The organism is Enterobacter ludwigii (assembly GCA_023023105.1).
GTDB classification, from domain to species: Bacteria; Pseudomonadota; Gammaproteobacteria; order Enterobacterales; family Enterobacteriaceae; genus Enterobacter; species Enterobacter adelaidei.
In genome coordinates, this window is sequence record CP083824.1 from 4,009,255 (window position 1) to 4,033,492 (window position 24,238).

A 24,238-nucleotide genomic window follows, 5' to 3' on the forward strand; every position below is an offset into this window, starting at 1 on the left:
CTATTATGACGTTAAATCTTGCCTTTCAGATTTGTGCCACGCTCAATAATAACGCCAACATTGGTGGCGCGCGCCACTGCTCCTGGTTTACTTAACTTAATGCGCACCCACGGTGAATTGAATTTTTTCAGCAGCAATTCTGCGACTTCTTCAGCCACCCGTTCGACCAGCGCAAAACGTTGCCCTTCAACGTGGGCGATGACCGTTTCACTGATATCGGCATAGCTCAGACAGTCATTCACGTCATCACTTTTTGCTGACTTACGGTTATCCCAGCCCATTTCGATATCGAACACCAGCTTCTGCTCAATGGTCTGTTCCCAGTCGTAAACACCAATAGTGGTGATTACCGAAAGTTGCTCTATAAATACAATATCCATCACGACCTGCCTGCTTTTTGGCTAAACCGGATACCACTTCCGGCGAATTATGCGTATTATCCACAGATGCTGAGAATACAGATACATTTTCAAAACGGAACAGCGTTATGAGTGCAATCGCGCCTGGAATGATCCTCCTCGCCTATCTTTGCGGCTCAATCTCCAGCGCCATTCTGGTCTGCCGCATTGCAGGGTTACCTGACCCGCGTGAAAGTGGTTCCGGGAACCCGGGGGCGACCAACGTACTACGAATTGGCGGCAAGGGTGCAGCCGTAGCGGTTTTGATTTTTGATGTACTGAAAGGGATGCTACCCGTCTGGGGCGCATATGCGCTGGGCGTCACGCCGTTCTGGCTGGGGCTCATTGCCATCGCTGCCTGTGTCGGCCACATCTGGCCTGTATTCTTCGGATTTAAAGGTGGCAAAGGCGTTGCAACCGCCTTTGGTGCCATTGCGCCTATCGGCTGGGACTTAACCGGCGTCATGGCCGGCACCTGGCTGCTGACCATTCTTCTGAGCGGCTACTCGTCACTGGGTGCCATTGTCAGCGCGCTGATCGCCCCGTTTTACGTCTGGTGGTTCAAACCTCAATTCACCTTCCCGGTGTCGATGCTCTCTTGCCTTATCCTGCTGCGTCATCACGACAATATCCAGCGCCTGTGGCGTCGCCAGGAGACCAAAATTTGGACAAAGCTCAAGAGAAAGAAAAAAGAGCCTGAGTAATCGCGCGACACCCGCAGCAGATAACGTATCCATAAGCGACTCATATGACAGCCTTCATTTCCGCCAGGGCATACTGAAACGTATCCCGATGGTGAGCAAATGGATGCAGCATGATAGCAGCTCAGGTCACTGATACTACGTATAAAGGCTGGCAAGCGTCGCTTGCCCTGCAGTTTTGTCACACGCCTGAGAAAACCCTCCTGCATTCCGCTCATCACCTCGGGCCGCTTACGGTTCAGCGTCCGTTTTACCCGGAAGGGGATACCTGCCACCTTTACCTGCTGCATCCACCCGGCGGAATTGTGGGTGGCGATACGCTGGACATTTCCGTTCGGCTGGACGCCAAAAGCCATGCGCTCATCACCATGCCCGGTGCCAGTAAGTTCTATCGCAGCAGTGGCCCGCAGGCTCGTCTGAGCCAGCACTTTTATCTCGATGAAGACGCCACGCTGGAGTGGTTGCCGCAGGACACCATTATCTTTCCCGGCGCGAACGCCGCGCTGCGCTCCGTTTTCCACCTGAAGGCCTCCAGTACATTGATGGCCTGGGAGCTGTACTGTCTGGGGCGCCCGGTGATCGGTGAGACCTTCAGCCACGGCAGGCTGGAGAGCCGCCTTGAAATCTGGATTGAAGACGAACCTCGCCTGATTGAGCGTCAGCATCTTAGCGATGGCGATCTCACGCCCGTTGCCGGGCATCCGTGGGTCGGCACGCTGCTGTTCTATCCGGCCAGGGAAGAGCATCTCGACAGAGTACGTGAACTGCTTACACCACTGGAAAACGTTGCCGGGGCAACCCTTACTGACGATCTGCTGTCGGTGCGCTTTCTCTCTCACGATAACCTGATTTGTCAGCGAGTGATGCGCGATATCTGGCAGTCGCTTCGCCCGCTTTTATCCCACAAAACTGCCTGTTCGCCGCGTATCTGGCAGACATAAGAGAAACGTTATGGAACTGACCCCCAGAGAAAAAGACAAGCTGTTGCTGTTCACCGCCGCGCTGGTTGCCGAACGCCGCCTTGCACGCGGGGTAAAGCTCAATTATCCGGAATCCGTCGCGTTGATCAGCGCCTTTATTATGGAAGGTGCGCGCGATGGCGAAACCGTCGCCTCACTGATGGAGGCGGGCCGCCATGTCCTCACACGCGACCAGGTGATGGAAGGTGTACCCGAGATGATCCCCGACATTCAGGTAGAAGCCACCTTCCCCGACGGTTCAAAGCTCGTCACTGTCCATAACCCGATCGTCTAAGGAGCGCGTGATGATCCCAGGTGAATACCAGATCCAGCCCGGAAATATTGCCATCAACGTAGGGCGAGCAACGCAGAGTGTGATCGTCGAAAACCACGGTGACAGGCCGATCCAGGTGGGATCGCACTACCACTTTTACGAGGTCAACCCGGCGCTGAAGTTCGACCGGGCGATAACCAAAGGCTACCGGCTGAATATTCCGGCCGGGACCGCCGTACGTTTCGAACCCGGCCAAAAGCGCGAAGTGACGCTGGTTCAGATCAGCGGCGCGAAGCGCATTGTCGGTTTTCGCGGTGAGGTGATGGGAGAGGTGAGCAATGGCTGAAATTTCACGTCAGGCCTACGCCGACATGTTCGGCCCCACCACGGGCGATAAAGTGCGGCTGGCCGACAGCGATCTGTGGATCGAAGTGGAAGAGGATCTCACTGTTTACGGTGAAGAGGTAAAATTCGGCGGCGGAAAAGTGATCCGCGACGGCATGGGTCAAGGACAAATGACAACGGATCAATGCGTGGATCTGGTTCTCACCAACGCGCTGATAGTTGATCACTGGGGGATCGTGAAAGCCGATATCGGTGTGAAGAACGGGCGGATCTTTGCCGTCGGTAAAGCCGGTAACCCGGATATTCAGCCCGGCGTGACGATCCCGATTGGCGCGGCAACGGAAGTAATTGCCGCCGAGGGGAAGATCGTCACCGCCGGCGGGATCGACACCCACATTCACTGGATCTGCCCGCAGCAGGCGGAAGAGGCGCTGGTCTCCGGCGTCACGACCATGATCGGCGGCGGTACCGGGCCTGCAGCAGGCACCAACGCCACGACCTGCACGCCGGGGCCGTGGTATATCGCCCGCATGTTACAGGCCGCAGATACGCTGCCGGTGAATATTGGTCTGCTCGGCAAGGGTAACGGCTCAAACCCGGACGCTCTGCGCGAGCAGATCGCCGCCGGTGCTATCGGGCTTAAAATCCACGAAGACTGGGGTGCCACGCCTGCCGCCATCAACTGTTCTCTGGAGGTCGCAGACGAGATGGATATTCAGGTGGCGCTGCACAGCGACACGCTGAACGAATCCGGGTTTGTCGAAGATACGCTGGCGGCGATTGGCGGGCGTACCATCCACACCTTCCACACCGAAGGCGCGGGCGGCGGCCACGCGCCGGATATCATCACCGCCTGCGCGCACCCGAATATTCTGCCCTCCTCCACCAACCCGACGCTGCCCTACACGGTGAACACCATCGACGAGCATCTCGACATGCTGATGGTCTGCCATCACCTCGATCCGGATATTGCTGAGGACGTCGCCTTTGCGGAATCACGTATTCGCCGTGAAACCATCGCCGCTGAAGATGTGCTGCACGATATCGGCGCATTCTCCCTCATCTCGTCAGACTCTCAGGCGATGGGCCGCGTGGGGGAAGTGATTATCCGCACCTGGCAAGTGGCACACCGCATGAAGGTGCAGCGCGGCCCCCTGCCGGAAGAGACCGGCGATAACGACAACTTCCGCGTGAAGCGCTATGTTGCCAAATACACCATCAACCCGGCGCTGACCCACGGTATCGCCCATGAAGTGGGTTCGATTGAGGCGGGAAAACTGGCGGATCTGGTGGTCTGGTCCCCGGCGTTTTTTGGCGTCAAACCCGCCACCATCGTCAAAGGTGGGATGATCGCCTGCGCGCCGATGGGGGATATCAACGCCTCTATCCCCACGCCGCAGCCGGTCCATTACCGCCCGATGTTTGGCGCACTCGGTGCCGCGCGCCACGCCACGCGGCTGACGTTTATCTCGCAAGCCGCCAGTGCGAACGGCATCCCGCAGCAGCTCAACCTGCAGAGCGCCATCGCGGTGGTGAAAGGCTGCCGGACGGTGAAAAAAGTGGACATGATCCACAACGGCCTTCAGCCAAATATCACCGTTGATTCGCAGACCTATGAAGTGCGCGTCGACGGCGAACTGATTACCAGCGAACCGGCTGACGTTCTGCCGATGGCGCAACGCTATTTCCTGTTTTGAGGAGTGATGATGATCTATTTAACCCAACGCCTGGACCATGCCCACCCCGTCACCGCCAGCGTCACGCTGCCGATTGACGTGCGGGTGAAAAGCCGCGCCCGCGTGGCGCTGAACGACGGGCGCGAAGCCGGGTTGATGCTGCCGCGCGGTTTACTGTTGCGCGGCGGTGACCTGCTCTGCAACGAAGACGGCAGCGAAGTCATTGAAGTGATTGCCGCTCCGGAGTCCGTCTCTGTGGTGCGCTGCGCCGATCCGTTCCTGCTCGCCCGCGCCTGCTATCACCTGGGCAACCGTCACGTGCCGCTGCAAATCATGCCCGGCGAGCTGCGCTATCATCACGATCACGTCCTCGACGATATGCTGCGCCAGTTCGGGCTTGAGGTGACGTTTGCCAGCCTGCCATTTGAACCCGAAGCAGGGGCCTACACCAGCGAGGCCCATAGTCATAGCCACTCTCACGCTCATTCACATTAAGGATTAATCATGCGCAAGTACTCACCCCTTTTACTGCTGGCTTTTTCCCTGCCTGCGCTGGCACATCCGGGACACGGTGCCGATAGCTTCCAGGCCGGATTTTTCCACCCGCTGACCGGCCTCGATCATCTGCTGATGCTGACAGGCGCTGGCGTGCTCTCCGCCCTGAGCGGCCGCAAGTTGTTACTGCCCTTTGCCACCCTCGGCATGATGCTTGTCGGCGCCATTGCGGGCAGTCTGCTGGGTGGCTTTAGCGGCATGGAGATGCTGATTATCGCCTCGCTGGCGGTCTGCGGCGTGATGATGTTTAAAACCGAAAACCGTCTGCTGCTGGCAGTCCCTGCCCTGGCGATGTTCCACGGCTGGGCGCACGGTGTGGAGATGTCCGGCCACAGCTTCTGGCTGTTCACCAGCGGGTTTATGTTTGCCAGCGCCACCGTACTGTGCGCCAGTTTCGCCGCAGGGTTGCTGCTGCGCCGTCACGATGGGCTGCGTAAAACCTTCGGCGGCGGACTGATTGTCTCCGCCCTGCTGGCGCTGATGAGCTAATGGAGCACGCCCGCCAGTGGCTGCGCCTGATGCAGCTTTCCAGCAGCAGCCTGCCGGTCGGGTCATTTACCTGGTCACAGGGGCTGGAATGGGCTGTTGAAGCCGGTTGGGTCACGAGTACCGATGCCTTCAAACGCTGGCAGACGCAGCAGATGGAGCAGAGTTTTTTCTGTGTCGATCTGCCGCTGTTTATCCGCCTGTATCAGGCCTGTGAGCAACAGGATCTCGTCACAGCCAAACGCTGGACAGCGTATCTGCTCGCCTGCCGGGAAACGCGCGAGTTACGTGAAGAGGAGCGCAACCGCGGGGCGGCCTTTACGCGCCTCATCAAAAGCTGGGAGCCTGACTGTCCGCCCGAATGGCTGCCGCTGTTTACACAAAGCCAGCTCTGCGGCATGGCGTGGCTCGGCGTGCGCTGGGGCATCGGCGTGCGCGAGCTGGCGCTGAGTCTCGGCTACAGCTGGATAGAGAGCGCGGTCATGGCGGGCGTCAAGCTGGTGCCGTTTGGGCAACAGGCCGCCCAGCAGCTGATTATCGACCTGAGCAACCATTTTGCCGACGGGCTTGAACAGGCATTTTTGCGCAGTGATGACGAGATAGGTGCAGCGACGCCGCTGTCCGCTATCGCCTCTGCGCGCCACGAAACACAATATTCACGGTTATTCCGTTCCTGAGGAGTGAACATGGCTGATTACAAACATCCCCTGCGCGTGGGCGTCGGCGGCCCGGTAGGGTCGGGCAAAACGGCGTTGCTGGAAGCACTGTGCAAAGCGATGCGCGACACCTATCACCTGGCGGTGGTGACGAACGATATCTACACCAAAGAGGATCAGCGCATCCTGACCGAAGCGGGTGCGCTGGAGCCGGAACGCATCGTGGGCGTGGAGACCGGTGGCTGCCCGCATACCGCCATCCGTGAAGATGCCTCAATGAACCTGGCCGCTGTAGAAGCATTAAGCGAGAAATTCGGTAATCTGGATCTGATCTTCGTTGAAAGTGGCGGCGATAACCTGAGTGCGACCTTCAGTCCCGAACTGGCGGATCTGACGATCTACGTGATCGACGTGGCCGAGGGGGAGAAGATACCGCGCAAGGGTGGGCCGGGGATCACCAAATCCGATTTCCTGGTGATCAACAAAACCGATCTCGCGCCGTACGTGGGTGCTTCGCTGGAGGTGATGGAGCGCGACACCAACCGCATGCGCGGTGAACGTCCGTGGGCCTTTACCAACCTGAAGGCAGGTGACGGGTTAGCGACGATTATTGGTTTTTTAGAAGAGAAAGGGATGTTGCGGGTGTAGTCGTAAATTTCCCTCTCCCCTATGGGGAGAGGGTTAGGCTGAGGGGGTTACGCCTCAGGCAGTTCCGCCAGCGGCCAGCGCGGACGCACGGAGACGCTCAGATCGGACGTTGCACCGGCGTTGAGACGTACCATCCCGGCGTAGGCAATCATCGCACCGTTGTCGGTACAAAATTCCGGACGCGCGTAGAACACTTCCCCACGACGCTTTTGCATCATCTCTGCGAGCTTCGCCCGCAGCGTACGGTTGGCGCTGACGCCGCCAGCCATCACCAGACGCTTAAAACCGGTCTGATCCAGCGCGCGTTTGCACTTGATCATCAGCGTATCGACTACCGCATCTTCGAACGCGCGGGCGATATCGGCGCGGGTCTGCTCGCTATCATCGTTATTACGAATGGTATTGGCTGCGAAGGTTTTCAGGCCAGAGAAGCTGAAGTCCAGCCCCGGACGGTCGGTCATCGGACGCGGGAAGACAAAGCGCCCTTCCGTACCCTGCGACGCCATCTTAGAAAGCATTGGGCCGCCAGGATAATCGAGCCCCAGCAGCTTGGCGGTTTTATCGAACGCTTCACCGGCGGCGTCGTCGATCGACTCGCCCAGCAGCTCATACTTGCCAATGCCCGTCACGCTAATCAGCTGGGTATGACCGCCAGAAACCAGCAGTGCCACAAACGGAAACTCAGGTGGGTTATCTTCCAGCATCGGCGCCAGCAGATGCCCTTCCATATGGTGAACCGGAATGGCCGGCACATCCCATGCAAAGGCCAGCGAACGCCCAACCGTTGCACCCACCAGCAGGGCACCGACCAGACCCGGGCCTGCGGTATACGCTACGGCATCAATATCTGTTGAACTCAACCCGGCCTCTTTCAGTGCCGCCTGAATCAGGGGAACCGTTTTACGCACGTGGTCACGAGAGGCCAGTTCTGGCACGACGCCGCCGTAGTCAGCATGTAATTTCACCTGACTATACAGTTGGTTGGCCAGAAGCCCTTTCTCGTCGTCGTAAATGGCGATGCCGGTTTCATCGCAGGATGTTTCAATACCCAGTACACGCATGACTTGTTTTACCTCGTTTCAATACCGCGCAGTGTAGAGCCTGGGCGGGTTGATGTAAAACTTTGTTCGCCCCAGGAAGAAGGCTCGTGTATACTCCTCACCCTTATTAAAGTCCCTTTCAAAATCGCATCGGTGCTTTACAAAGCAGCAGCATTTGCAGTAAAATTCCGCACCATTTTGAAATAAGCTGGCGTTGATGCCAGCGGCAAACCGAATTTATTAAAGGTGAGAGTTACATGCCGGTAATTAAAGTACGTGAAAACGAGCCGTTCGACGTAGCACTGCGTCGCTTCAAACGTTCATGCGAGAAAGCAGGTGTTCTGGCTGAAGTTCGTCGTCGTGAGTTCTATGAAAAACCAACGACCGAACGTAAGCGCGCTAAAGCTTCTGCAGTGAAACGTCACGCGAAGAAACTGGCTCGCGAAAACGCACGCCGTACTCGTCTGTACTAATTGGTTGAGGGCCTCAGCCCTCAATTGACAGACAGAGTAATAGTCGTAAGGCCGTGCTTCCGGAAGGAATGCGCGGCTTGTTTTCGTTTATAAGTCGCTTAAATTTTTGGGGCATATGGCCGGAAGAATCCCACGCGTTTTCATCAATGACCTGCTCGCCAGAACCGACATCGTCGATCTCATCGACGCGCGGGTAAAGCTGAAAAAGCAGGGCAAGAACTACCATGCGTGCTGTCCGTTCCATAACGAAAAAACCCCCTCCTTCACCGTAAACGGTGAAAAGCAGTTTTACCATTGCTTCGGCTGTGGTGCTCACGGTAACGCCGTTGATTTTTTAATGAACTACGACAAGCTCGAGTTCGTTGAAACCGTCGAAGAACTGGCGGCAATGCATAACCTTGAAGTGCCGTATGAAGCAGGCAGTGGGCCAAGCCAGATAGAGCGCCATCAACGGCAAACGCTGTATCAGCTGATGGATGGCCTGAATTCGTTTTACCAACAGTCTCTTAAGCACTCTGCGGCTGAGCCTGCGCGTCAGTATCTGAACAAGCGCGGACTGAGCGACGATGTCATTGCGCGTTTCGCTATTGGTTACGCCCCGCCCGGCTGGGATAACGTGTTAAAGCGTTTTGGCGGCAATAGCGAAGATCGTAAATCCCTCATCGATGCAGGCATGCTGGTCACCAATGACCAGGGACGAAGCTACGACCGCTTCCGCGAACGGGTGATGTTCCCGATTCGCGACAAGCGTGGACGGGTAATAGGTTTTGGTGGTCGCGTATTGGGTGATGCCCTGCCGAAATACCTCAACTCCCCGGAAACCGATATTTTCCATAAAGGCCGTCAGCTGTATGGCCTTTATGAGGCGCAGCAAGATAATGCGGAACCTCCGCGTCTTCTGGTCGTCGAAGGCTATATGGATGTCGTTGCCCTGGCGCAGTACGACATTAACTACGCCGTTGCGTCGTTAGGGACGTCCACCACGGCCGATCATATTCAGTTGCTGTTCAGGGTGACCAACAACGTCATCTGCTGTTACGACGGTGACCGCGCAGGACGGGATGCCGCCTGGCGCGCGCTGGAAACGGCACTTCCTTACATGACCGACGGGCGTCAATTGCGCTTTATGTTTCTGCCCGACGGTGAAGACCCGGATACGCTGGTGCGTAAAGAGGGCAAAGCGGCGTTTGAAGCGCGGATGGAGCAGGCTCAGCCGCTCTCCACGTTTTTGTTTAACAGCCTGATGCCGCAGGTGGATTTGAGTACCCCTGACGGACGCGCGCAGCTCAGTACGCTGGCACTGCCGTTAATCAGCCAGGTGCCGGGCGAAACGCTGCGTATCTATCTGCGTCAGGAGTTAGGCAACAAGCTTGGCATTCTGGATGACAGCCAGCTTGAACGTTTAATGCCAAAACAGGCTGAAAATGGTGCGGTTCGCCCCGCGCCTCAGCTAAAACGCACAACCATGCGTATACTGATAGGGTTACTGGTGCAAAACCCCGAACTTGCTCCGCAAGTGCCGTCGCTGGCGGGTTTGAACCACGAAAAATTGCCCGGACTTGGCTTATTTTCAGAATTGGTCAACATTTGTTTGTCGCAACCAGGTCTGACCACCGGACAACTTTTAGAACATTATCGCGGCACAAAAGAGGCCGTAACCCTTGAAAAACTGTCGATGTGGGACGATATAGCAGATAAGGATATTGCAGAAAAAACGTTCACCGACTCACTCAACCATATGTTTGATTCGATGCTTGAGCTGCGCCAGGAAGAGTTGATTGCTCGCGAGCGCACACACGGCTTAAGCAGCGAAGAACGCCGGGAACTCTGGATGATTAACCAGGAACTGGCGAAGAAATAAAAGAATTTAACGGCTTAAGTGCCGAATATCGATCGGGAAGCCCCCGGCAGCCGCACTGAGAGGCAGCGGCAAAAATATAAGTACGCCCTCGCTTTAAAGGTTGGCAGCCCCATCGCCGACACCAATCAAACGAATTAAGTGTGGATACCGTCTTATGGAGCAAAACCCGCAGTCACAGCTGAAACTTCTTGTCCAACGCGGTAAGGAGCAAGGCTATCTGACCTATGCCGAGGTCAATGACCATCTGCCGGAAGATATCGTCGATTCAGATCAAATCGAAGACATCATCCAAATGATCAATGACATGGGCATTCAGGTGATGGAAGAAGCACCGGATGCCGATGATCTGTTGCTGGCTGAAACCTCCAACAACACTGACGAAGATGCGGAAGAAGCTGCTGCACAGGTACTGTCCAGCGTGGAATCTGAAATCGGGCGTACCACTGACCCGGTCCGCATGTACATGCGCGAAATGGGTACCGTTGAACTGTTGACCCGCGAAGGCGAAATTGACATCGCAAAACGCATCGAAGACGGGATCAACCAGGTTCAGTGCTCTGTTGCCGAATACCCGGAAGCGATCACCTATCTGCTGGAGCAGTACGATCGCGTTGAAGCGGAAGAAGCGCGCCTGTCTGACCTGATCACCGGTTTTGTCGACCCTAACGCCGAAGAAGATATGGCACCCACCGCCACTCACGTCGGTTCTGAACTGTCTCAGGAAGAGATGGATGACGACGAAGACGAAGATGAGGAAGACGGCGACGACGACAGCAGCGACGATGACAACAGCATCGACCCTGAACTGGCGCGTGAGAAGTTTGCCGAGCTGCGTACCCAGTACGAAGTGACGCGTGACACCATCAAAGCGAAAGGCCGCAGCCATGCCGCCGCTCAGGAAGAGATCCTGAAACTGTCTGAAGTGTTCAAACAGTTCCGCCTGGTGCCAAAACAGTTCGACTACCTGGTTAACAGCATGCGCGTGATGATGGATCGCGTACGTACCCAGGAACGCATCATCATGAAGCTGTGCGTTGAGCAGTGCAAAATGCCGAAGAAGAACTTCATCACCCTCTTCACCGGCAACGAAACCAGCGAAACCTGGTTCAACGCCGCTATCGCGATGAACAAGCCGTGGTCTGAAAAACTGCACGACGTGAAGGACGATGTGCATCGTGGCCTGCAGAAGCTGCAACAGATTGAAGAAGAGACCGGCCTGACCATCGAACAGGTTAAAGACATCAACCGTCGTATGTCCATCGGTGAAGCGAAAGCCCGCCGTGCGAAGAAAGAGATGGTTGAAGCGAACTTGCGTCTGGTTATCTCTATCGCTAAGAAATACACCAACCGTGGTCTGCAGTTCCTGGATCTGATTCAGGAAGGCAACATCGGTCTGATGAAAGCGGTAGATAAGTTTGAATATCGTCGTGGCTACAAGTTCTCCACCTATGCAACCTGGTGGATCCGTCAGGCGATCACCCGCTCTATCGCGGATCAGGCGCGCACCATCCGTATTCCGGTGCATATGATTGAGACCATCAACAAGCTCAACCGTATTTCTCGCCAGATGCTGCAGGAGATGGGTCGCGAACCGACGCCGGAAGAGCTGGCTGAGCGCATGCTGATGCCAGAAGACAAAATCCGTAAAGTGCTGAAGATCGCCAAAGAGCCAATCTCCATGGAAACACCAATCGGTGATGATGAAGATTCGCATCTGGGTGATTTCATCGAGGATACCACCCTCGAGCTGCCGCTGGACTCTGCCACCACCGAGAGCCTGCGTGCCGCGACGCACGACGTTCTGGCTGGCCTGACCGCCCGTGAAGCAAAAGTTCTGCGTATGCGTTTCGGTATCGACATGAACACCGACCACACGCTGGAAGAAGTGGGTAAACAGTTTGACGTTACCCGCGAACGTATCCGTCAGATCGAAGCGAAGGCGCTGCGTAAACTGCGCCATCCAAGCCGCTCTGAAGTACTGCGTAGCTTCCTGGACGACTAATCAGTCCTGACAGTGAAAAAGCTCCCTTCGGGGAGCTTTTTTTTTGTTTATTCCCTCTCAGGGCGAGGGCATCAGGCCGGAGAGGCCCCTAAAGCCCCCGCACCATCAACGCCTCATCCAGCTCCCGATAAGCCTCTACCAGCTTATCCAGTGTTGCTCTGTTGAGCCCGCTCGGGTTCGGCAACACCCACACCTGCGTAACGCCAATCATGATGCTCTGCTTGCCCCACTTCGTTCCACGCTGGCTGAACGCCTGCTCGTAGGCCTGCTTACCGAGGATTGCCAGAGCTGCCGGCTGATAATCATCTATTTTCTTGATCAGCTCCCGACCGCCGCTGCGCAGTTCATGCAGGTTGACCTCCGTTGCCTGCACCGTAGGACGCTCGACCAGCATGGTGATACCGCAGCGCGTATCCAGAAGGTGTTGCTCTTCTTCGGGCTTGAGCAAACGGTCAGTAAACCCCGCCTGATGGATAACCTTCCAGAAACGATTCCCCGGATGGGCGAAGTGAAAACCGGTGTGCGCCGAGGACTTGCCAGGGTTAATTCCGCAGAACACCACCCGCAGCCCAGGGGCCAGAATGTCGTTGATCATCTTTACTCCCACTGATACATCGTTATGGAAGTATAAAGGATTGATTATGCGTTGTTTATAAAAACAGCAGGCAGGTTTGAATGGCTGGATTGCTGAGGGGAGTTACTTTATAATTCACCGCCACGGCCCCTTAGCTCAGTGGTTAGAGCAGGCGACTCATAATCGCTTGGTCGTTGGTTCAAACCCAACAGGGGCCACCAAACAAAACAAGGAGTTAGATGAGAAATCGTCTGACTCCTTTTTCTTTGGATGCGATTTGGGTCAGGTAATGGGTCAGGTAAGGAATTGCTACCCTGCCCTCTTCATCTCGCTGCCAGCATCCCCGGATAGTGATGAAAGCCAGTAGCACTGCCTGTAATATTCACCGTACCGAATTTTTACGGCTTTGCCGCAACAAGCCAGTTGCCTGCCGCGCTCGCAGAATGTCTACAGCCCGGAGATAAGGGGATTGTTCCTGCCAGTTAAATCCCTTCCTGTCGATACGCACCAGTTCGTATTTTTCCACCAGAAAATTCACGGCATCAGCCAGCGAGATCCCGGCATCGATATGTTCCTGTATAACACGTTCCTCACTGAACGGTGTGTCGTTGAGGGTGAGACCATAGTGCTGTTCCAGCAGGCGTGTCAGTAGCATTTGCCAGACAGCCACGGGTGACAGGCAGGGCTTCACCGCCCGCTGAGTTGTTGCAGGTAAAGTTTTCATGTTTGCTCTCGTGAAAGTTATTAGCGCTGGGTGGGATAAATGGCGATGTACACGTAACCGCAACTGCCAAGGGTGTCGGCTTCACAGGTGAAACCGTTGTGGAACAGGGTGACACAGTGGGCATTGCGGGGATTCATTTCACCAGTGGTCAGCATCGATTCCATCTGGCGGATAAAGTGCGGGAATGTTTCATCCAGCTTCCGGCATTCGGTGTCACTGAACTTGCCGGTGATACTGGCCCGGTCAGCCAGATAATGCAGCCGGTTCCCCTCCTGCACCAGACGGGCTCCCAGGCGCGGCGTGATATTCCGCTGCAGGCCCCAGATGGTGTGGGTCATGGCGGCTCTCCTTTTATTGTCAGTTCAGGGTGATGCTCATCAGGCAGGTATAGGGCCCGTTACGGTCCTGGCGTCGTTCGGCGTATACCGCGAGGACTCCGGTGATATCCGGCACATCCCTACCGGTGTAATGACAGACGCTACCGTGCCACTGATATTTTCCACTGCAGTAGCGAAAGATCCGGGACTCAGGATGCTGGCGGTATATCGTCATTGCCCGGCGTTTACTGATAATTTTCATGTCATACCTCACAACAGGCCGTGTTCTGCAAACGAATAGATTTGCCTGCCGCCGACAATCAGGTGGTCAGGAACGCGGATATCCACCAGCTGAAGTGCCTGCACCAGTCGCTGCGTGAGGGCTTTGTCAGCCTGGCTGGGAGCTGTCTCGCCGGAAGGATGGTTATGCGCCAATATCACCGCAGCCGCGTTGAAGTGCAGAGCACGTTTGACCACTTCCCGGGGATGCACCTCGGTGCGGTTAATCGTGCCGGTAAAGAGCGTTTCATGGGCGATAAGCTGGTTCTGGTTGTCCAAGTACAACACCCGGAACTCTTCTCGCTCAAGTGCGGCCATATGCAGTCGCAGCCATTCACGGACAGCATGTGAGGAGGTGAAGGCCACCCCGGGCTCATGCAGGTGGCGGTCCAGAGCCCTGAGCGCCCGCTGAATGAGACGCCGGTCCTGTGGCGTCATCTCGCCGGGTAAAAAGGAAAGCTGTTTCATCCGTTGTGCCTCCGGTCAGTCGATGATACGCAAAATGGCGTGAGCTTCAGGATGCCGCAGAGCATACTCCCGCAGGCGGTAATAGTGCTCTGTCATGGCATCGCATTCGGTGCGACAGGCGTGATGGCTGTATTCAATCAGGCAGACAGCGATACCTGCGGCTTCCGCGCTCATTTCCGCACCATTGCCGTTCATGCCGTTGAACAGATGCCATTTATCGTCATTGTCAGCATCAGGGGCCATAAACGCGCCGCCATTGCTGAGGGTGTAGAACGACCAGATGCCGCCGCTGTAGCCCTCGCAGAAGCGGTCCATCCAGGCGAAGATATGCGGCTCCAGGAGTAGCCACTGCGGGATAGCGCCAAAGTACTGTGACCAGAAATCGATACGCTGTTCATCGGGGACCGGCGTGACGGTCAGTTCAAATTCAGGTTGGTTCGCGGGGGCGAGGTCTTGCTGTGTCTGCGTTGTCATGGATATTTCTCCGTTAATCAAAAACGCCAGCGGCGATGGCTGGCGAATGGGGAATAAAGGGTATTCGGGAAGGTGAAATGTCGCGGGTAAATGCTTCGGGCTCAGCGGGTGGAGGTGCCTGTATGGATGCCTGAGGTGCGGATATAGCGGTTAAGACCTTCACCGGCATCCGGTTCAAAGTTCCATGCCCGCCAGAGCATCCGGCCTTCAGTGTCTCGAACCACCAGGCGGAAGTGACTGCCCTGGTCGTCTTCGAGTGTGATATTGCTGTAAGTGGTAGTGACCGCTTGCGCTTGTCTCCGGGTGAAAGGCCCCGGTGGCAGCAACACGGATTGGGACATTTTCGGACTCCTGATAAAAGAAAACCCCGGCAGCCTGCTGGCTGTCGGGGTGGATTTGCTGGGGAAGATACTGCTATCAGTCGTTACTGCAGTCTCCGAGAGTGGACAGAACTTTCTCTGCGTTCTTCCGGTCTGCCGTGAAGCTCCCTGCTTTGTGGTCATTGACGTAGACGTCGAACTGCCCGGCCTCAGAGATATTGCTGATGAAGTCAAACCAGGCATTATCGCCGTTACGCCAGCCCAGGCTGGACGGAATAATATATTGCTGGTGATCCATCACTACGGTGATAGTGGTGTCGTCATCGTGCGAACTGACCGTCTTGTCATCGGCAAGGGTAAGAAAAACAGAATGCTGATAGAAACCATTCTGGTCCGGGTTCCCTGTGCAGTTGATGGTAAACGTCTTCCCGCTGGCTTCGGTCACACTGTATTCCGTATTGCCCTGACCGTAACCCTGCTGCCAGAACCCCGGGATCGCAGAGGCATTAAAGCTCGCGAGCAGTACACCCGCCAGCATAAATCGACTTAGTGAACGTATTGTCATTTCTCTCTCCTTTATCGTTATTTTTATTCCTGGTTCTCAGGGTTTGAGGGTATCAGCAGTCGACCCATCAGTTTGCCGTCATGGGCGTACTCAAAGTATCTTTCTTTGGTATACGGGTCCGTCACCTCCTGGTATTCCAGTTTGATGTTATCGGCAATACACAGCGCATTCATCAGTGGCTGGACGGTTTTTTCCTGCATATCCACGAGGTAGTAGTAACTGCCACCCTCGCAGCCATCGGGCGACTGGTGGGTACGTAAAACCTGCAAGGTGGGACCGGATAAGTAGTCAACCTGTGACCATTCTTCGCTGACATCATCCTGGTGGCTGACCACATCACTGAAACGCGGTGGGGTGAGATCCTTAAATTTGCTGATGGCCTTCAGGTCATCACTTCTGTTATCGCATGCGCTGAGAAACAGCGTGATGGCAACCAGCACCAGCAGAGACAGTGTTTTACGTTTCATTATTTTTTTCCTGAAATCAGACGAACCACTTTGGCAAAGACATAAATGCCCACGAAAATACCCACCGGCACGCCGACGAACGGTGTCAGTGCGACACTGGCCGCACCGGCTGCCCCTCCGCCCGTCAGCAGTGCGGCAACGGTGGCAAGGGTCAGGGCCGTGAGGCTGTCGGACACCCCGGTTTTGTTCAGAATGATGACGATGACAACAATGGCGATAATGGCAATAAATGGCATAGGCTCTCCCTGCGGATGAGTTGAGATAGACCTGCACTATTCCGGTGGGCTGTCGGCCGGAACAAACGCAAGCAGCGACTGCTGGATAAAGCGAAAATGGGGTAAGGCCTGAATAAACACCGGGTCTTCAACCAGACTGCACAGACTGTCGTTGCGGCGAAAAGACTCCTGCAGGGGTTGAACCAGATGGATTTCATCCAGGGTGAATACGGCGATATGTCCGTCGTGCTCTGCCACCAGATACCAGGCCTGCTGGTGGATAAGTAACCGGCAGGGTGCCAGCCGCTCACAGCGCTGCCCCTCGGCAATCAGCGTCACCCGCCTGCGCCCGGTAATGGCCTGAATCAGTCGCCAGAAAGACAATGCGCCTGATAGCGAAGGAGCCGGACTGGCGGGTGCGATTACGCAGGGAGACTCATCGCACATCAGCAGTGCGTTTACCAGACGACGGTTAAAGCCAGGGAAAAGACCGGCCATCCCGCTGCGGTGGGCAAAGATAAGCACGTCGGGCACCATCTGCGTCTCACTGCCCGCAGTACGTAAGCGGCAATATCCGGACTGATACTCCAGGTCCAGATACATCAGCCGCTCACGAAAATCACGCCGCAGCGTGCGCACCGACACACCAAACTCAGCGGCCAGCTTACGCACACTCAGCGTTTCCCCTGCCACCAGACGGCTGATTATCAGTGACAGCCTGACAGCCAGCCGGTCATGGCGGCGTTCTGCCTGTGTCATGAGACGTTCTCCGTGAAAGTTAACTGACTGAAAATGATGTGATTACTTTAAAGAGGGGGTCGGACAGGGTATGGACATCACAGAAACTATTTTTCATTTCTGCAAAAGCCAGAGGCAGCGGGGGTTACAGGCCATTCCTCAGTGAGTGAGGACCGCCAGCACGGTGCGATGCGGACAGGTGGTGTCCGATATTAACAAAGCGGCAACATTAAACGGTCACTGCAGTTGCGTGAGCATCGCTTCCGCCATCACCCACAGTGCCCGGTTAAGTTTCACGTCCCCGTCGATACCGCGAACGGCACGGGTATGTGACCGTCCTCCTTTGGCATTACGGCCACTGAGCCCACCCTTAATCAGGTTCTCCTGAATTCGCTGGTACGTGGTCCACAGGTCGCTACTCTCATCCTGCCAGCGGCGCGGGGAGAGGATCTGCGACTCAGTCACCGGCTGGTGGTCCTCACCAAAGCGGTACGTCAGCGCGGCTTTTGCCAGTGCCTGCTGCGCAGGTGGTGGCAACAGCAACGACTGCATCGCATCCCGCTTCTCCTCCACACGGTCAAAAATGCCCAGCACTTCATAGGCCCCCTCAATCACCTGACTCACTACATCGCCTTTGTGCGGCACACGCACCTCGCCAAATGACTCACCGCAGACGAGCCCGTTCTGACAAACCGCACGAAATAAACCCGGCAACATCTGGTACGAACTGGTGCCATCATGGGAGTTGAGCAGGATAATTTCTGGTACCTGTTTACCGGTAATCTGCCCCTCCCGACGAAGGCGTAGCATGTGTTTTGTGTGCTCGCGTCGACCCAGGTCGCGTACCCGGGTCTGACAGGCAAAGAACGGCTGGAAGCCTTCGCGCTGCAGGCTGTCCAGCAGGGATATGGTGGGTATATAGGTATAACGCTCACTACGGGATGCGTGTTTGTCCTCACTGAATACACTGGGCACCACGCGAAACAGCTCTTCGCGGGTTAACGGGCGGTCGCGACGAATAAGGTTTGCTGCGCCAAAGCGCGAAGCCAGACGGGTCATAAGCAGACTCCTCATAACGGGAAAACAAATAAAAGGGATCCCCGTCGCATCGGCGACAGGGTCAGGGAAATAACAGGAATGGGTTAAATATTCAGAAGAAGAAATCCCAGACGGCGCGGGCCACTGACACCACGGTGGTGCGCACGGCCTGAATGACGGCCCGCACCGGGGCGGGTATCAGGGGAAAGGCACTGATGCTATCGAGTACAGCACCGACGGTTTCACCAAAGTCGCTACGAGCCTGCTCCCGGACTACCGTCGTGCGAAAGGAAGACTGGAGTTGCGACACTACCGGGCTGGTGGCCTCACGTGGCAGGCACTTAATCATTCGTTCGGCCACCACCCGTAGCCCCCATTGTAGACGGACCGACACAGCACACACCGGATGTACGGGCTGGAACAGCTCATGCAGCAGACAGATTTTGCGGCTGATATTCTGCTTCTGCGCCGTGGACAATAGTCCCTCACCGCTGGTGGGTTCGGCCTTATCCGACTGGCTGATCACAAACAGTACTTTATGCCGGTATGCCTCCCCAATTACCTGATGATAAAAGTGCTCATCCACTGCCAGTGCGCGGTCATCGGCTTTAATGAGCCACAGCACCAGGTCGAGGCGAGGAAGCTGTTCGCGGTACAGCGCAGCATACTCGGTATCGCGAGCGCCACTTTCACCCACACCGGGCAGGTCCACCAGCGTCATAAACCGCTCACCAACCTGCAGCCGAAAGCGCAGTGGCTCACGGGTACAGGCAGCAACATCGCTGACTGGCGATACCTCACTGGCAAACAGGACATTACACAGGCTGGATTTCCCGGCTCCGGATTTACCCATAATGCCGATCACTGGCTCGTAGCGGGTTAACTGATTTATCTGCTGCAATATACGTTCAGATACCCATTGTGGCAGACCATCAAGCGACTGCTGAAACGGCTTCAAACCTTCAGAATTGTTCATTACTACTCCTCTGAAAAATAATACAAAAACGGCAGAATCGTGAGATTCCGCCGTTAGTCGGGTATGTTCAGAAGAATGATATATGTCTGAAAATAATTTGAATTAAGGTAAGCGTTAAACAGCTGCCGCCTGTGATCCCGGCCCCTAAGTCGTTAGGTTATTCTGCCCCCCTCATCCTCAAGCCCGATCAGTGGATAAGGGCAAATTGTCCGAGGGGCGATAGGGCATTGGGCAGTAAGGTTTTATAGTTGTTAGGCATTAATCTAACGTTATAGAAACATGGTAATGACTCCAACTTACTGATAGTGTTTTATGTTCAGATAATGCCCGATGACCTTGTCATGCAGCTCCACCGATTTTGAGAACGACAGTGACTTCCGTCCCAGCCTTGCCAGATGTTGTCTCAGATTCAGGTTATGTCGCTCAATGCGCTGAGTGTAACGCTTGCTGATAACGTGCAGCTTTCCCTTCAGGCGTGATTCATACAGCGGCCAGCCATCCGTCATCCATACCACGACCTCAAAGGCCGACAGCAGGCTCAGAAGACGCTCCAGTGTGGCCAGAGTGCGTTCACCGAAGACGTGCGCCACAACCGTCCTCCGTATCCTGTCATACGCGTAAAACAGCCAGCGCTGACGTGATTTAGCACCGACGTAGCCCCACTGTTCGTCCATTTCAGCGCAGACAATCACATCACTGCCCGGTTGTATGCGCGAGGTTACCGACTGCGGCCTGAGTTTTTTAAGTGACGTAAAACCGTGTTGAGGCCAACGCCCATAATGCGTGCACTGGCGCGACATCCGACGCCATTCATGGCCATATCAATGATTTTCTGGTGCGTACCGGGCTGAGAGGCGGTGTAAGTGAACTGTAGTTGCCATGTTTTACGGCAATGAGAGCAGAGATAGCGCTGATGTCCGGCAGTGCTTTTGCCGTTACGCACCACGCCTTCAGTAGCGGAGCAGGAAGGACATCTGATGGAAATGGAAGCCACGCAAGCACCTTAAAATCACCATCATACACTAAATCAGTAAGTTGGCAGCATTACCTGAATTTCCAGTGGAGCATGAGGTATTTTCCCCACTAAGAACAGCACTTGAAAAGTTACTGAAATCGACTGAAATTCTGGATGCTATCTTTTCGTCCGATATGCACACCCCAAGCAGCTAATAATTTTAACTGAAGAATATTGGCCTTTCCATCCATAAGAAAGGCCATTGCTGTAAAAAATAAATTACCCGCGACTGCAACCGAAATTACGGTCTCCATCACCGACTATTTTAGTCCTTACTTTGGTCATGTAATCCACCCTGTTCATCAAATCGTTGTAAGTTTGCTCGAAGTTGTTCCTTTTACGATTGAGAAGGTATTTGCCATTTGACGGGTAATTAACTAACTTCCCAGAGTCATCAAGCGGGATGCCAAGTGCACTGTACCAAGCTGTTGTTATCATTGTTCTTAGAGTGTTACGGTTTAAATCGTAATCACCTACATGATAATAAGCATCCTGATTGAAGCACAGTATTAAATGATAATGCCGCTTTCCATTTTTGGTATATTCTCTAACCCATGCGTAACGTAAGGTAGAATGTCGACTCTCAGGCCAGTCTTTTCGTTGAGTTTTAATATGCTTATCGTGTTCAAGCTTTGCTTTTAACGCACTAGTAAAGCGAGATATAGCACCAGAGTCAACCCTGGGTTGAAAGAATGGGTTATCCATATTTTCTGTATCAATTGGGTCATGCAGATCAACACGTAGAATCATTGAATTAGGATGTTCATTGAGAGAGTCATCAATAACCTGTTTGATTCTATCCCGATATAGGGATACGTGTGATCCGTATTCACTATCGTATGTCATATAGCATCCAGTTTTATGATATTGAAGTAAGTGATGAATCTAATATATATTACCTATCATGATAATAAACCCTTAACTGAGGTGGGCTCATGGTTCATTTTTACTCCTGAATTAAAACATTTACTTAGAATGAAGTTGCGGGGTTCAAACCAGCGATAGCTATTAATGTAGTTTTCCCCCTCTTCCCTACAAGGATTTTATTTTGAGAGAACAAAGCACTCAGCAATTCATTTGCTTTACTACGACTCCTGAATTTATTAGGTCCATATTGGAGGATGGTATTTTTAGTAATGTAAGGTACTACAAGGCGATTACAATGGTTTTTTATCCACCAATAAAGCTCATCCGCCTCCGAGATTGCCAGAGTAAATTCTTGAGGCTTAGAAAATAAGTGGATGTACTCATTTAGATACCAGGTCGATATCCTCACAGCATCTTCGACTGCAGAAAGAGGTATATCTCCATCATTGCCATTAAAAAAATGCAGAAGAGCGGCCACTCTTGCCGTATTTTCTGCGACCTTAGATGCATAGTCTTTAAAGTCTGTTAAGGTGCCAAGTAAGCCCATATCTGACTCCACCTTGTTATAAAATTCTATCCAGCGATTTTCCGCTTCTACCAAGAAGCGCAGACAAAGACGTTCATTTTGATTATCTCTAGCAATATTTTCGTTAACTATCTCCATCAGTCGCTGATGGAATATCGGCAAATGTTCACTTGAAATAACTGGGCTGGAGATTATTCTGGAACCTTGCTTTGAATCAGGCTGACATATCAAGCACCGTGCGAAGAATCCGATACCTTTAGCTGCATCACCTTTACGTTGCAGATAACCTTTAAATATATCAGGCTGAACCATCAAACCTAACGTCAGTCTGGCATTTTTGATTAATTTCTCTGGTTCGCTTTTCCTATCCATGGAAAAAGTTGCACCATCCCACATTTTGTTGATAAAAGGGAGTTCGTTCAGCGTATAACCATTAAAAATGGTACCAGCCTCATCAGACATAATACCGATAGAACGCCAGTAGCCACAGAGGTAATCCTTAATAGCCGCAGGTGTAGCGTCGTTAAATATCTGCTTGAACCTCACTGGTGCTCTAAGATGCGACTCCAGAAACTCTTTCAGACGTTCATTCGTTGCCGAGTGATCTTTATTCTTGCGAATATCTGACTTCAGTTTTGACATCAGGGCTTTCTTTTCAATGTTAAAAACCGTTTCTTCATTCCTCCAGACAACCAAGTCATGGTTATATTTTTCAAACCATTCTTCTTCCAGTTGATACAATGGCTTCATCAGTAGTTTGTCCACAGTACTTTTGCGTTCACCAGATTCCGCCAGCGTCAGTAAGAAAAGTGATACCGGACTGCGCAAATTATTCAGTCGGCACACATCAATACGGTTCTGGCATGCAAGCGAAATAACTCCCAGTACCGATGCGGCAATCAAAGCCTGAGGAGCCTGCGTGTGCTGTTCCACTTCATAAACCGCATTTCTGATAATCTGAGGAAACGAATCAATAGGAAAAGGACGAGCGTTAAACATGCAATACCTCTAATAAAATTAACGTTAAAAAGTTTCGCTCAAGTTGCCATTCCGCTATTAATTGCAGAAATAGCAGGATGAACACGGAGCATTCAGAAAAAAACAAAAAAATAAAAGCACAAAACCTCTGGATCCTAACGTTCGTTAATCCAGCAAAGCAGATCGCTTAACAACCAACCACAGGACTTCAACCCAATAGACTTACGCAACGGAAACTGACCAACTTGCTCCAGTTTCCAAGCCGTTGAACGAGATATCGATGTGATGCACTGACGTTCTTTTTCACGTACGAGGCGATCATGGGGTTCGCCATAGTTGCGCAGGATCTGCAAGCGTTCGCTTGATGTTGGATACTTGAATGTTGTTTTCATACTGCCTCCATTGTTTTGGTAAAAGAAGCATGTATCAGATTTACAACTCAAGAAAGTCATTCTTGTCTTACTAAGCAGTTAATAGCCACTTAGTAAGACAAAATTTTTATGTATTATGATTAAATTATCCATGTGGCTACCTCTAGTTCACTAAAAGTGACTTCACAGTTAAAACAATATTTCTCAGAGTGAATAAATTCATTCAACAAAGATGCAACTGCCATAGGTTCTTTTTTAATGTTTTTCGTACTACAGTACTCAGAAATTAAAATGGACAAAACTTTTTTCTGATCAGACATGCTTCTATATTTTGCATTTATTTGCGGTTTTTCAGCCCATCGTTTAACAGTTGAATGCTTAACTTTTAGTTGATGACTCATTTCAAGATGTGTGACCAATTTATTAATCACTACTTCCTCAGATGATCCCGCCCCCCACCATTCATGTATAAAAATATATAGCGCCGCTCTATAGTGTTCAATAAACGGAATTGAATCCACTGACTTTTTTATATCACAATAATTATAATCAATGCTGTCTTTAGAAACTTCCACTTCATCACTTAATAAATAATAATTCTGCAAAAAATCAAAAGATTTACTATCAACATACACCTCAACTAAAATTTCTGACGCCTCATTGGACAAAATTAAATAATCACTATCATCTCGCCCATGAATAGTGATACTCTCAAGGACTTCATTATCACTTAACACAATATTTAGGCCTGGTGATATAATTTTTTCTTTTAAAAAATGGGCTGTTTTTGTTGGTTTCAATCTCCAATAACCATACGCATAACCACTATATGTAAAACGGGATATTCCAAGGTCATTATTTATTAACCTGGCATCAATGTCGGTATTCTTGGTTGGATGGAATTGTCTAACTTTGAATTCCGGCATTAACTCATGTTGATAATAATCCATTCCATTTTTTATTTTTAAAATCTCGTATTTCAACAAAAAAGAATCGGCACCAATATACCGAATAATTCTACAGGGCAAAGAATTCAATTTCATATACAATGAAACCCTATGTTGAAGCCACTCATCAACGATCAACTCAGGATCTATCTTCAATTTATCAGAAACTAATTTTAAAGAATAAAAATAAGACCCAGCTTTCATTTTACTTCCTTATGATATTTTCCACACAATGATGCTATCAATTTATATCAATAAAATCAGTAGCCTTGTTCAGAAATTAAGATACTTATTGCGGATACGGC

31 protein-coding genes, 1 tRNA gene and 1 pseudogene are annotated in these 24,238 nt (G+C 52.7%); 13 read left to right on the forward strand and 20 right to left on the reverse strand.

Going from position 1 to position 24,238, the window contains the following annotated elements; translation table 11 throughout:
- Positions 1-11: 11 nt before the first annotated feature.
- Entirely contained in the window at positions 12-380 is a 369-nt protein-coding gene (folB, locus tag LCD46_19350) for a bifunctional dihydroneopterin aldolase/7,8-dihydroneopterin epimerase (protein ID UOY70172.1), read from the reverse strand.
- Positions 381-487: 107 nt separating this feature from the next.
- Between folB and plsY the strand changes: the two genes are divergently transcribed.
- The 9 genes from plsY to ureG all read left to right on the forward strand — a co-directional run bounded on the left by plsY (position 488) and on the right by ureG (position 6,698).
- Positions 488-1,102, forward strand: coding sequence for a glycerol-3-phosphate 1-O-acyltransferase PlsY (gene plsY / locus LCD46_19355; protein UOY70173.1), 615 nt, complete (start codon positions 488-490; stop codon positions 1,100-1,102).
- 110 nt (positions 1,103-1,212) lie between these two features.
- Positions 1,213-2,040, forward strand: a complete 828-nt coding sequence (locus tag LCD46_19360) for an urease accessory protein UreD (protein UOY70174.1) — start codon at positions 1,213-1,215, stop codon at positions 2,038-2,040.
- Between the two features lie 10 nt (positions 2,041-2,050).
- Positions 2,051-2,353: an urease subunit gamma gene (locus LCD46_19365; protein ID UOY70175.1), complete on the forward strand. Its 303-nt coding sequence runs from the start codon at positions 2,051-2,053 to the stop codon at positions 2,351-2,353.
- A 10-nt stretch (positions 2,354-2,363) separates the two neighbouring features.
- Positions 2,364-2,678: an urease subunit beta gene (locus tag LCD46_19370; GenBank protein ID UOY70176.1), complete on the forward strand. Its 315-nt coding sequence runs from the start codon at positions 2,364-2,366 to the stop codon at positions 2,676-2,678.
- Entirely contained in the window at positions 2,671-4,374 is a 1,704-nt protein-coding gene (gene ureC / locus LCD46_19375) for an urease subunit alpha (protein ID UOY70177.1), read from the forward strand. The genes LCD46_19370 and ureC overlap by 8 nt, the downstream gene beginning before the upstream one ends.
- A gap of 9 nt (positions 4,375-4,383) precedes the next feature.
- Positions 4,384-4,848, forward strand: coding sequence for an urease accessory protein UreE (gene ureE / locus LCD46_19380; GenBank protein ID UOY70178.1), 465 nt, complete (start codon positions 4,384-4,386; stop codon positions 4,846-4,848).
- Between the two features lie 9 nt (positions 4,849-4,857).
- On the forward strand, positions 4,858-5,397 hold the full coding sequence (locus tag LCD46_19385; protein UOY70179.1) for a HupE/UreJ family protein: 540 nt from the start codon (positions 4,858-4,860) through the stop codon (positions 5,395-5,397).
- A complete protein-coding gene (locus LCD46_19390) occupies positions 5,397-6,071 on the forward strand; it encodes an urease accessory protein UreF (GenBank protein ID UOY70180.1) in 675 nt (224 codons plus the stop codon). Before LCD46_19385 ends, LCD46_19390 begins: the two co-directional genes overlap by 1 nt.
- Before the next feature lie 9 nt (positions 6,072-6,080).
- Positions 6,081-6,698, forward strand: a complete 618-nt coding sequence (gene ureG, locus LCD46_19395) for an urease accessory protein UreG (GenBank protein UOY70181.1) — start codon at positions 6,081-6,083, stop codon at positions 6,696-6,698.
- A gap of 47 nt (positions 6,699-6,745) precedes the next feature.
- On the opposite strand, the gene tsaD is transcribed toward ureG, so the two are convergent.
- Complete coding sequence (gene tsaD / locus LCD46_19400; GenBank protein UOY70182.1) at positions 6,746-7,759, reverse strand: tRNA (adenosine(37)-N6)-threonylcarbamoyltransferase complex transferase subunit TsaD; 1,014 nt, start codon at positions 7,757-7,759, stop codon at positions 6,746-6,748.
- 236 nt (positions 7,760-7,995) lie between these two features.
- On the opposite strand from tsaD, the gene rpsU reads away from it, so the two are divergent.
- The 3 genes and pseudogenes from rpsU to rpoD all read left to right on the forward strand — a co-directional run bounded on the left by rpsU (position 7,996) and on the right by rpoD (position 12,074).
- Entirely contained in the window at positions 7,996-8,211 is a 216-nt protein-coding gene (gene rpsU / locus LCD46_19405) for a 30S ribosomal protein S21 (protein UOY70183.1), read from the forward strand.
- A gap of 115 nt (positions 8,212-8,326) precedes the next feature.
- A pseudogene (dnaG, locus tag LCD46_19410) lies at positions 8,327-10,131 on the forward strand (DNA primase).
- Positions 10,132-10,226: 95 nt separating this feature from the next.
- A complete protein-coding gene (gene rpoD / locus LCD46_19415) occupies positions 10,227-12,074 on the forward strand; it encodes an RNA polymerase sigma factor RpoD (protein ID UOY70184.1) in 1,848 nt (615 codons plus the stop codon).
- An 88-nt stretch (positions 12,075-12,162) separates the two neighbouring features.
- Here the strand turns inward: rpoD and mug are convergent, their stop codons facing one another.
- Positions 12,163-12,669, reverse strand: a complete 507-nt coding sequence (gene mug / locus LCD46_19420; protein UOY70185.1) for a G/U mismatch-specific DNA glycosylase — start codon at positions 12,667-12,669, stop codon at positions 12,163-12,165.
- Positions 12,670-12,793: 124 nt separating this feature from the next.
- Here mug and LCD46_19425 point away from each other — a divergent pair.
- Positions 12,794-12,869, forward strand: a tRNA-Ile gene (locus tag LCD46_19425).
- Positions 12,870-13,030: 161 nt separating this feature from the next.
- Here the strand turns inward: LCD46_19425 and LCD46_19430 are convergent.
- From LCD46_19430 to LCD46_19510, 17 genes are all read right to left on the reverse strand, one after another.
- Positions 13,031-13,372, reverse strand: coding sequence for a toxin (locus tag LCD46_19430; GenBank protein UOY70186.1), 342 nt, complete (start codon positions 13,370-13,372; stop codon positions 13,031-13,033).
- Between the two features lie 20 nt (positions 13,373-13,392).
- Positions 13,393-13,710, reverse strand: coding sequence for a type IV toxin-antitoxin system YeeU family antitoxin (locus LCD46_19435; GenBank protein UOY70187.1), 318 nt, complete (start codon positions 13,708-13,710; stop codon positions 13,393-13,395).
- A gap of 19 nt (positions 13,711-13,729) precedes the next feature.
- On the reverse strand, positions 13,730-13,951 hold the full coding sequence (locus tag LCD46_19440; GenBank protein ID UOY70188.1) for a DUF987 domain-containing protein: 222 nt from the start codon (positions 13,949-13,951) through the stop codon (positions 13,730-13,732).
- An 8-nt stretch (positions 13,952-13,959) separates the two neighbouring features.
- The gene (locus tag LCD46_19445; GenBank protein UOY70189.1) at positions 13,960-14,436 is read right to left on the reverse strand and encodes a RadC family protein; all 477 of its coding nucleotides are present in this window, start codon (positions 14,434-14,436) and stop codon (positions 13,960-13,962) included.
- Positions 14,437-14,451: 15 nt separating this feature from the next.
- On the reverse strand, positions 14,452-14,910 hold the full coding sequence (locus tag LCD46_19450; protein UOY70190.1) for an antirestriction protein: 459 nt from the start codon (positions 14,908-14,910) through the stop codon (positions 14,452-14,454).
- Positions 14,911-15,011: 101 nt separating this feature from the next.
- The gene (locus LCD46_19455) at positions 15,012-15,251 is read right to left on the reverse strand and encodes a DUF905 domain-containing protein (protein UOY70191.1); all 240 of its coding nucleotides are present in this window, start codon (positions 15,249-15,251) and stop codon (positions 15,012-15,014) included.
- Positions 15,252-15,327: 76 nt separating this feature from the next.
- Complete coding sequence (locus LCD46_19460) at positions 15,328-15,795, reverse strand: hypothetical protein (protein UOY70192.1); 468 nt, start codon at positions 15,793-15,795, stop codon at positions 15,328-15,330.
- 23 nt (positions 15,796-15,818) lie between these two features.
- Positions 15,819-16,262 carry a hypothetical protein gene (locus LCD46_19465; GenBank protein ID UOY70193.1) on the reverse strand — a complete coding sequence of 148 codons (444 nt, stop codon included), beginning with the start codon at positions 16,260-16,262 and terminating at the stop codon, positions 15,819-15,821.
- On the reverse strand, positions 16,262-16,498 hold the full coding sequence (locus LCD46_19470) for a hypothetical protein (protein UOY70194.1): 237 nt from the start codon (positions 16,496-16,498) through the stop codon (positions 16,262-16,264). The genes LCD46_19465 and LCD46_19470 overlap by 1 nt, the downstream gene beginning before the upstream one ends.
- A gap of 36 nt (positions 16,499-16,534) precedes the next feature.
- On the reverse strand, positions 16,535-17,236 hold the full coding sequence (locus LCD46_19475; protein UOY70195.1) for a WYL domain-containing protein: 702 nt from the start codon (positions 17,234-17,236) through the stop codon (positions 16,535-16,537).
- Between the two features lie 216 nt (positions 17,237-17,452).
- Positions 17,453-18,274 (reverse strand): DUF945 domain-containing protein, encoded by an 822-nt coding sequence (locus LCD46_19480; protein ID UOY70196.1) that lies wholly within the window; start codon positions 18,272-18,274, stop codon positions 17,453-17,455.
- Between the two features lie 91 nt (positions 18,275-18,365).
- Positions 18,366-19,229, reverse strand: coding sequence for a GTPase family protein (locus LCD46_19485; GenBank protein ID UOY70197.1), 864 nt, complete (start codon positions 19,227-19,229; stop codon positions 18,366-18,368).
- Between the two features lie 296 nt (positions 19,230-19,525).
- Positions 19,526-20,223 (reverse strand): IS1 family transposase gene (locus LCD46_19490; protein UOY70198.1). Its coding sequence is split into 2 segments (ribosomal slippage): positions 19,526-19,974 and positions 19,974-20,223, totalling 699 coding nucleotides; the frame shifts between segments, so codons are not numbered across the junction.
- A gap of 240 nt (positions 20,224-20,463) precedes the next feature.
- Positions 20,464-21,090 carry an inovirus Gp2 family protein gene (locus LCD46_19495; GenBank protein UOY70199.1) on the reverse strand — a complete coding sequence of 209 codons (627 nt, stop codon included), beginning with the start codon at positions 21,088-21,090 and terminating at the stop codon, positions 20,464-20,466.
- A 124-nt stretch (positions 21,091-21,214) separates the two neighbouring features.
- Positions 21,215-22,636 carry a DUF3987 domain-containing protein gene (locus LCD46_19500; protein UOY70200.1) on the reverse strand — a complete coding sequence of 474 codons (1,422 nt, stop codon included), beginning with the start codon at positions 22,634-22,636 and terminating at the stop codon, positions 21,215-21,217.
- Positions 22,637-22,770: 134 nt separating this feature from the next.
- Positions 22,771-23,007 (reverse strand): AlpA family phage regulatory protein, encoded by a 237-nt coding sequence (locus LCD46_19505; GenBank protein ID UOY70201.1) that lies wholly within the window; start codon positions 23,005-23,007, stop codon positions 22,771-22,773.
- Positions 23,008-23,126: 119 nt separating this feature from the next.
- Positions 23,127-24,137: a hypothetical protein gene (locus LCD46_19510; GenBank protein UOY70202.1), complete on the reverse strand. Its 1,011-nt coding sequence runs from the start codon at positions 24,135-24,137 to the stop codon at positions 23,127-23,129.
- Between the last annotated feature and the right edge of the window lie 101 nt (positions 24,138-24,238).

Excerpts from the sequence above, each read along its gene's own strand:
- folB (UOY70172.1), bottom strand. The coding sequence starts at position 380 with ATGGATATTGTATTTATAGAGCAACTTTCGGTAATCACCACTATTGGT.
- plsY (UOY70173.1), top strand. The coding sequence starts at position 488 with ATGAGTGCAATCGCGCCTGGAATGATCCTCCTCGCCTATCTTTGCGGC.
- LCD46_19360 (UOY70174.1), top strand. The coding sequence starts at position 1,213 with ATGATAGCAGCTCAGGTCACTGATACTACGTATAAAGGCTGGCAAGCG.
- LCD46_19365 (UOY70175.1), top strand. The coding sequence starts at position 2,051 with ATGGAACTGACCCCCAGAGAAAAAGACAAGCTGTTGCTGTTCACCGCC.
- LCD46_19370 (UOY70176.1), top strand. The coding sequence starts at position 2,364 with ATGATCCCAGGTGAATACCAGATCCAGCCCGGAAATATTGCCATCAAC.
- ureC (UOY70177.1), top strand. The coding sequence starts at position 2,671 with ATGGCTGAAATTTCACGTCAGGCCTACGCCGACATGTTCGGCCCCACC.
- ureE (UOY70178.1), top strand. The coding sequence starts at position 4,384 with ATGATCTATTTAACCCAACGCCTGGACCATGCCCACCCCGTCACCGCC.
- LCD46_19385 (UOY70179.1), top strand. The coding sequence starts at position 4,858 with ATGCGCAAGTACTCACCCCTTTTACTGCTGGCTTTTTCCCTGCCTGCG.
- LCD46_19390 (UOY70180.1), top strand. The coding sequence starts at position 5,397 with ATGGAGCACGCCCGCCAGTGGCTGCGCCTGATGCAGCTTTCCAGCAGC.
- ureG (UOY70181.1), top strand. The coding sequence starts at position 6,081 with ATGGCTGATTACAAACATCCCCTGCGCGTGGGCGTCGGCGGCCCGGTA.
- tsaD (UOY70182.1), bottom strand. The coding sequence starts at position 7,759 with ATGCGTGTACTGGGTATTGAAACATCCTGCGATGAAACCGGCATCGCC.
- rpsU (UOY70183.1), top strand. The coding sequence starts at position 7,996 with ATGCCGGTAATTAAAGTACGTGAAAACGAGCCGTTCGACGTAGCACTG.
- rpoD (UOY70184.1), top strand. The coding sequence starts at position 10,227 with ATGGAGCAAAACCCGCAGTCACAGCTGAAACTTCTTGTCCAACGCGGT.
- mug (UOY70185.1), bottom strand. The coding sequence starts at position 12,669 with ATGATCAACGACATTCTGGCCCCTGGGCTGCGGGTGGTGTTCTGCGGA.
- LCD46_19430 (UOY70186.1), bottom strand. The coding sequence starts at position 13,372 with ATGAAAACTTTACCTGCAACAACTCAGCGGGCGGTGAAGCCCTGCCTG.
- LCD46_19435 (UOY70187.1), bottom strand. The coding sequence starts at position 13,710 with ATGACCCACACCATCTGGGGCCTGCAGCGGAATATCACGCCGCGCCTG.
- LCD46_19440 (UOY70188.1), bottom strand. The coding sequence starts at position 13,951 with ATGAAAATTATCAGTAAACGCCGGGCAATGACGATATACCGCCAGCAT.
- LCD46_19445 (UOY70189.1), bottom strand. The coding sequence starts at position 14,436 with ATGAAACAGCTTTCCTTTTTACCCGGCGAGATGACGCCACAGGACCGG.
- LCD46_19450 (UOY70190.1), bottom strand. The coding sequence starts at position 14,910 with ATGACAACGCAGACACAGCAAGACCTCGCCCCCGCGAACCAACCTGAA.
- LCD46_19455 (UOY70191.1), bottom strand. The coding sequence starts at position 15,251 with ATGTCCCAATCCGTGTTGCTGCCACCGGGGCCTTTCACCCGGAGACAA.
- LCD46_19460 (UOY70192.1), bottom strand. The coding sequence starts at position 15,795 with ATGACAATACGTTCACTAAGTCGATTTATGCTGGCGGGTGTACTGCTC.
- LCD46_19465 (UOY70193.1), bottom strand. The coding sequence starts at position 16,262 with ATGAAACGTAAAACACTGTCTCTGCTGGTGCTGGTTGCCATCACGCTG.
- LCD46_19470 (UOY70194.1), bottom strand. The coding sequence starts at position 16,498 with ATGCCATTTATTGCCATTATCGCCATTGTTGTCATCGTCATCATTCTG.
- LCD46_19475 (UOY70195.1), bottom strand. The coding sequence starts at position 17,236 with ATGACACAGGCAGAACGCCGCCATGACCGGCTGGCTGTCAGGCTGTCA.
- LCD46_19480 (UOY70196.1), bottom strand. The coding sequence starts at position 18,274 with ATGACCCGTCTGGCTTCGCGCTTTGGCGCAGCAAACCTTATTCGTCGC.
- LCD46_19485 (UOY70197.1), bottom strand. The coding sequence starts at position 19,229 with ATGAACAATTCTGAAGGTTTGAAGCCGTTTCAGCAGTCGCTTGATGGT.
- LCD46_19495 (UOY70199.1), bottom strand. The coding sequence starts at position 21,090 with ATGACATACGATAGTGAATACGGATCACACGTATCCCTATATCGGGAT.
- LCD46_19500 (UOY70200.1), bottom strand. The coding sequence starts at position 22,636 with ATGTTTAACGCTCGTCCTTTTCCTATTGATTCGTTTCCTCAGATTATC.
- LCD46_19505 (UOY70201.1), bottom strand. The coding sequence starts at position 23,007 with ATGAAAACAACATTCAAGTATCCAACATCAAGCGAACGCTTGCAGATC.
- LCD46_19510 (UOY70202.1), bottom strand. The coding sequence starts at position 24,137 with ATGAAAGCTGGGTCTTATTTTTATTCTTTAAAATTAGTTTCTGATAAA.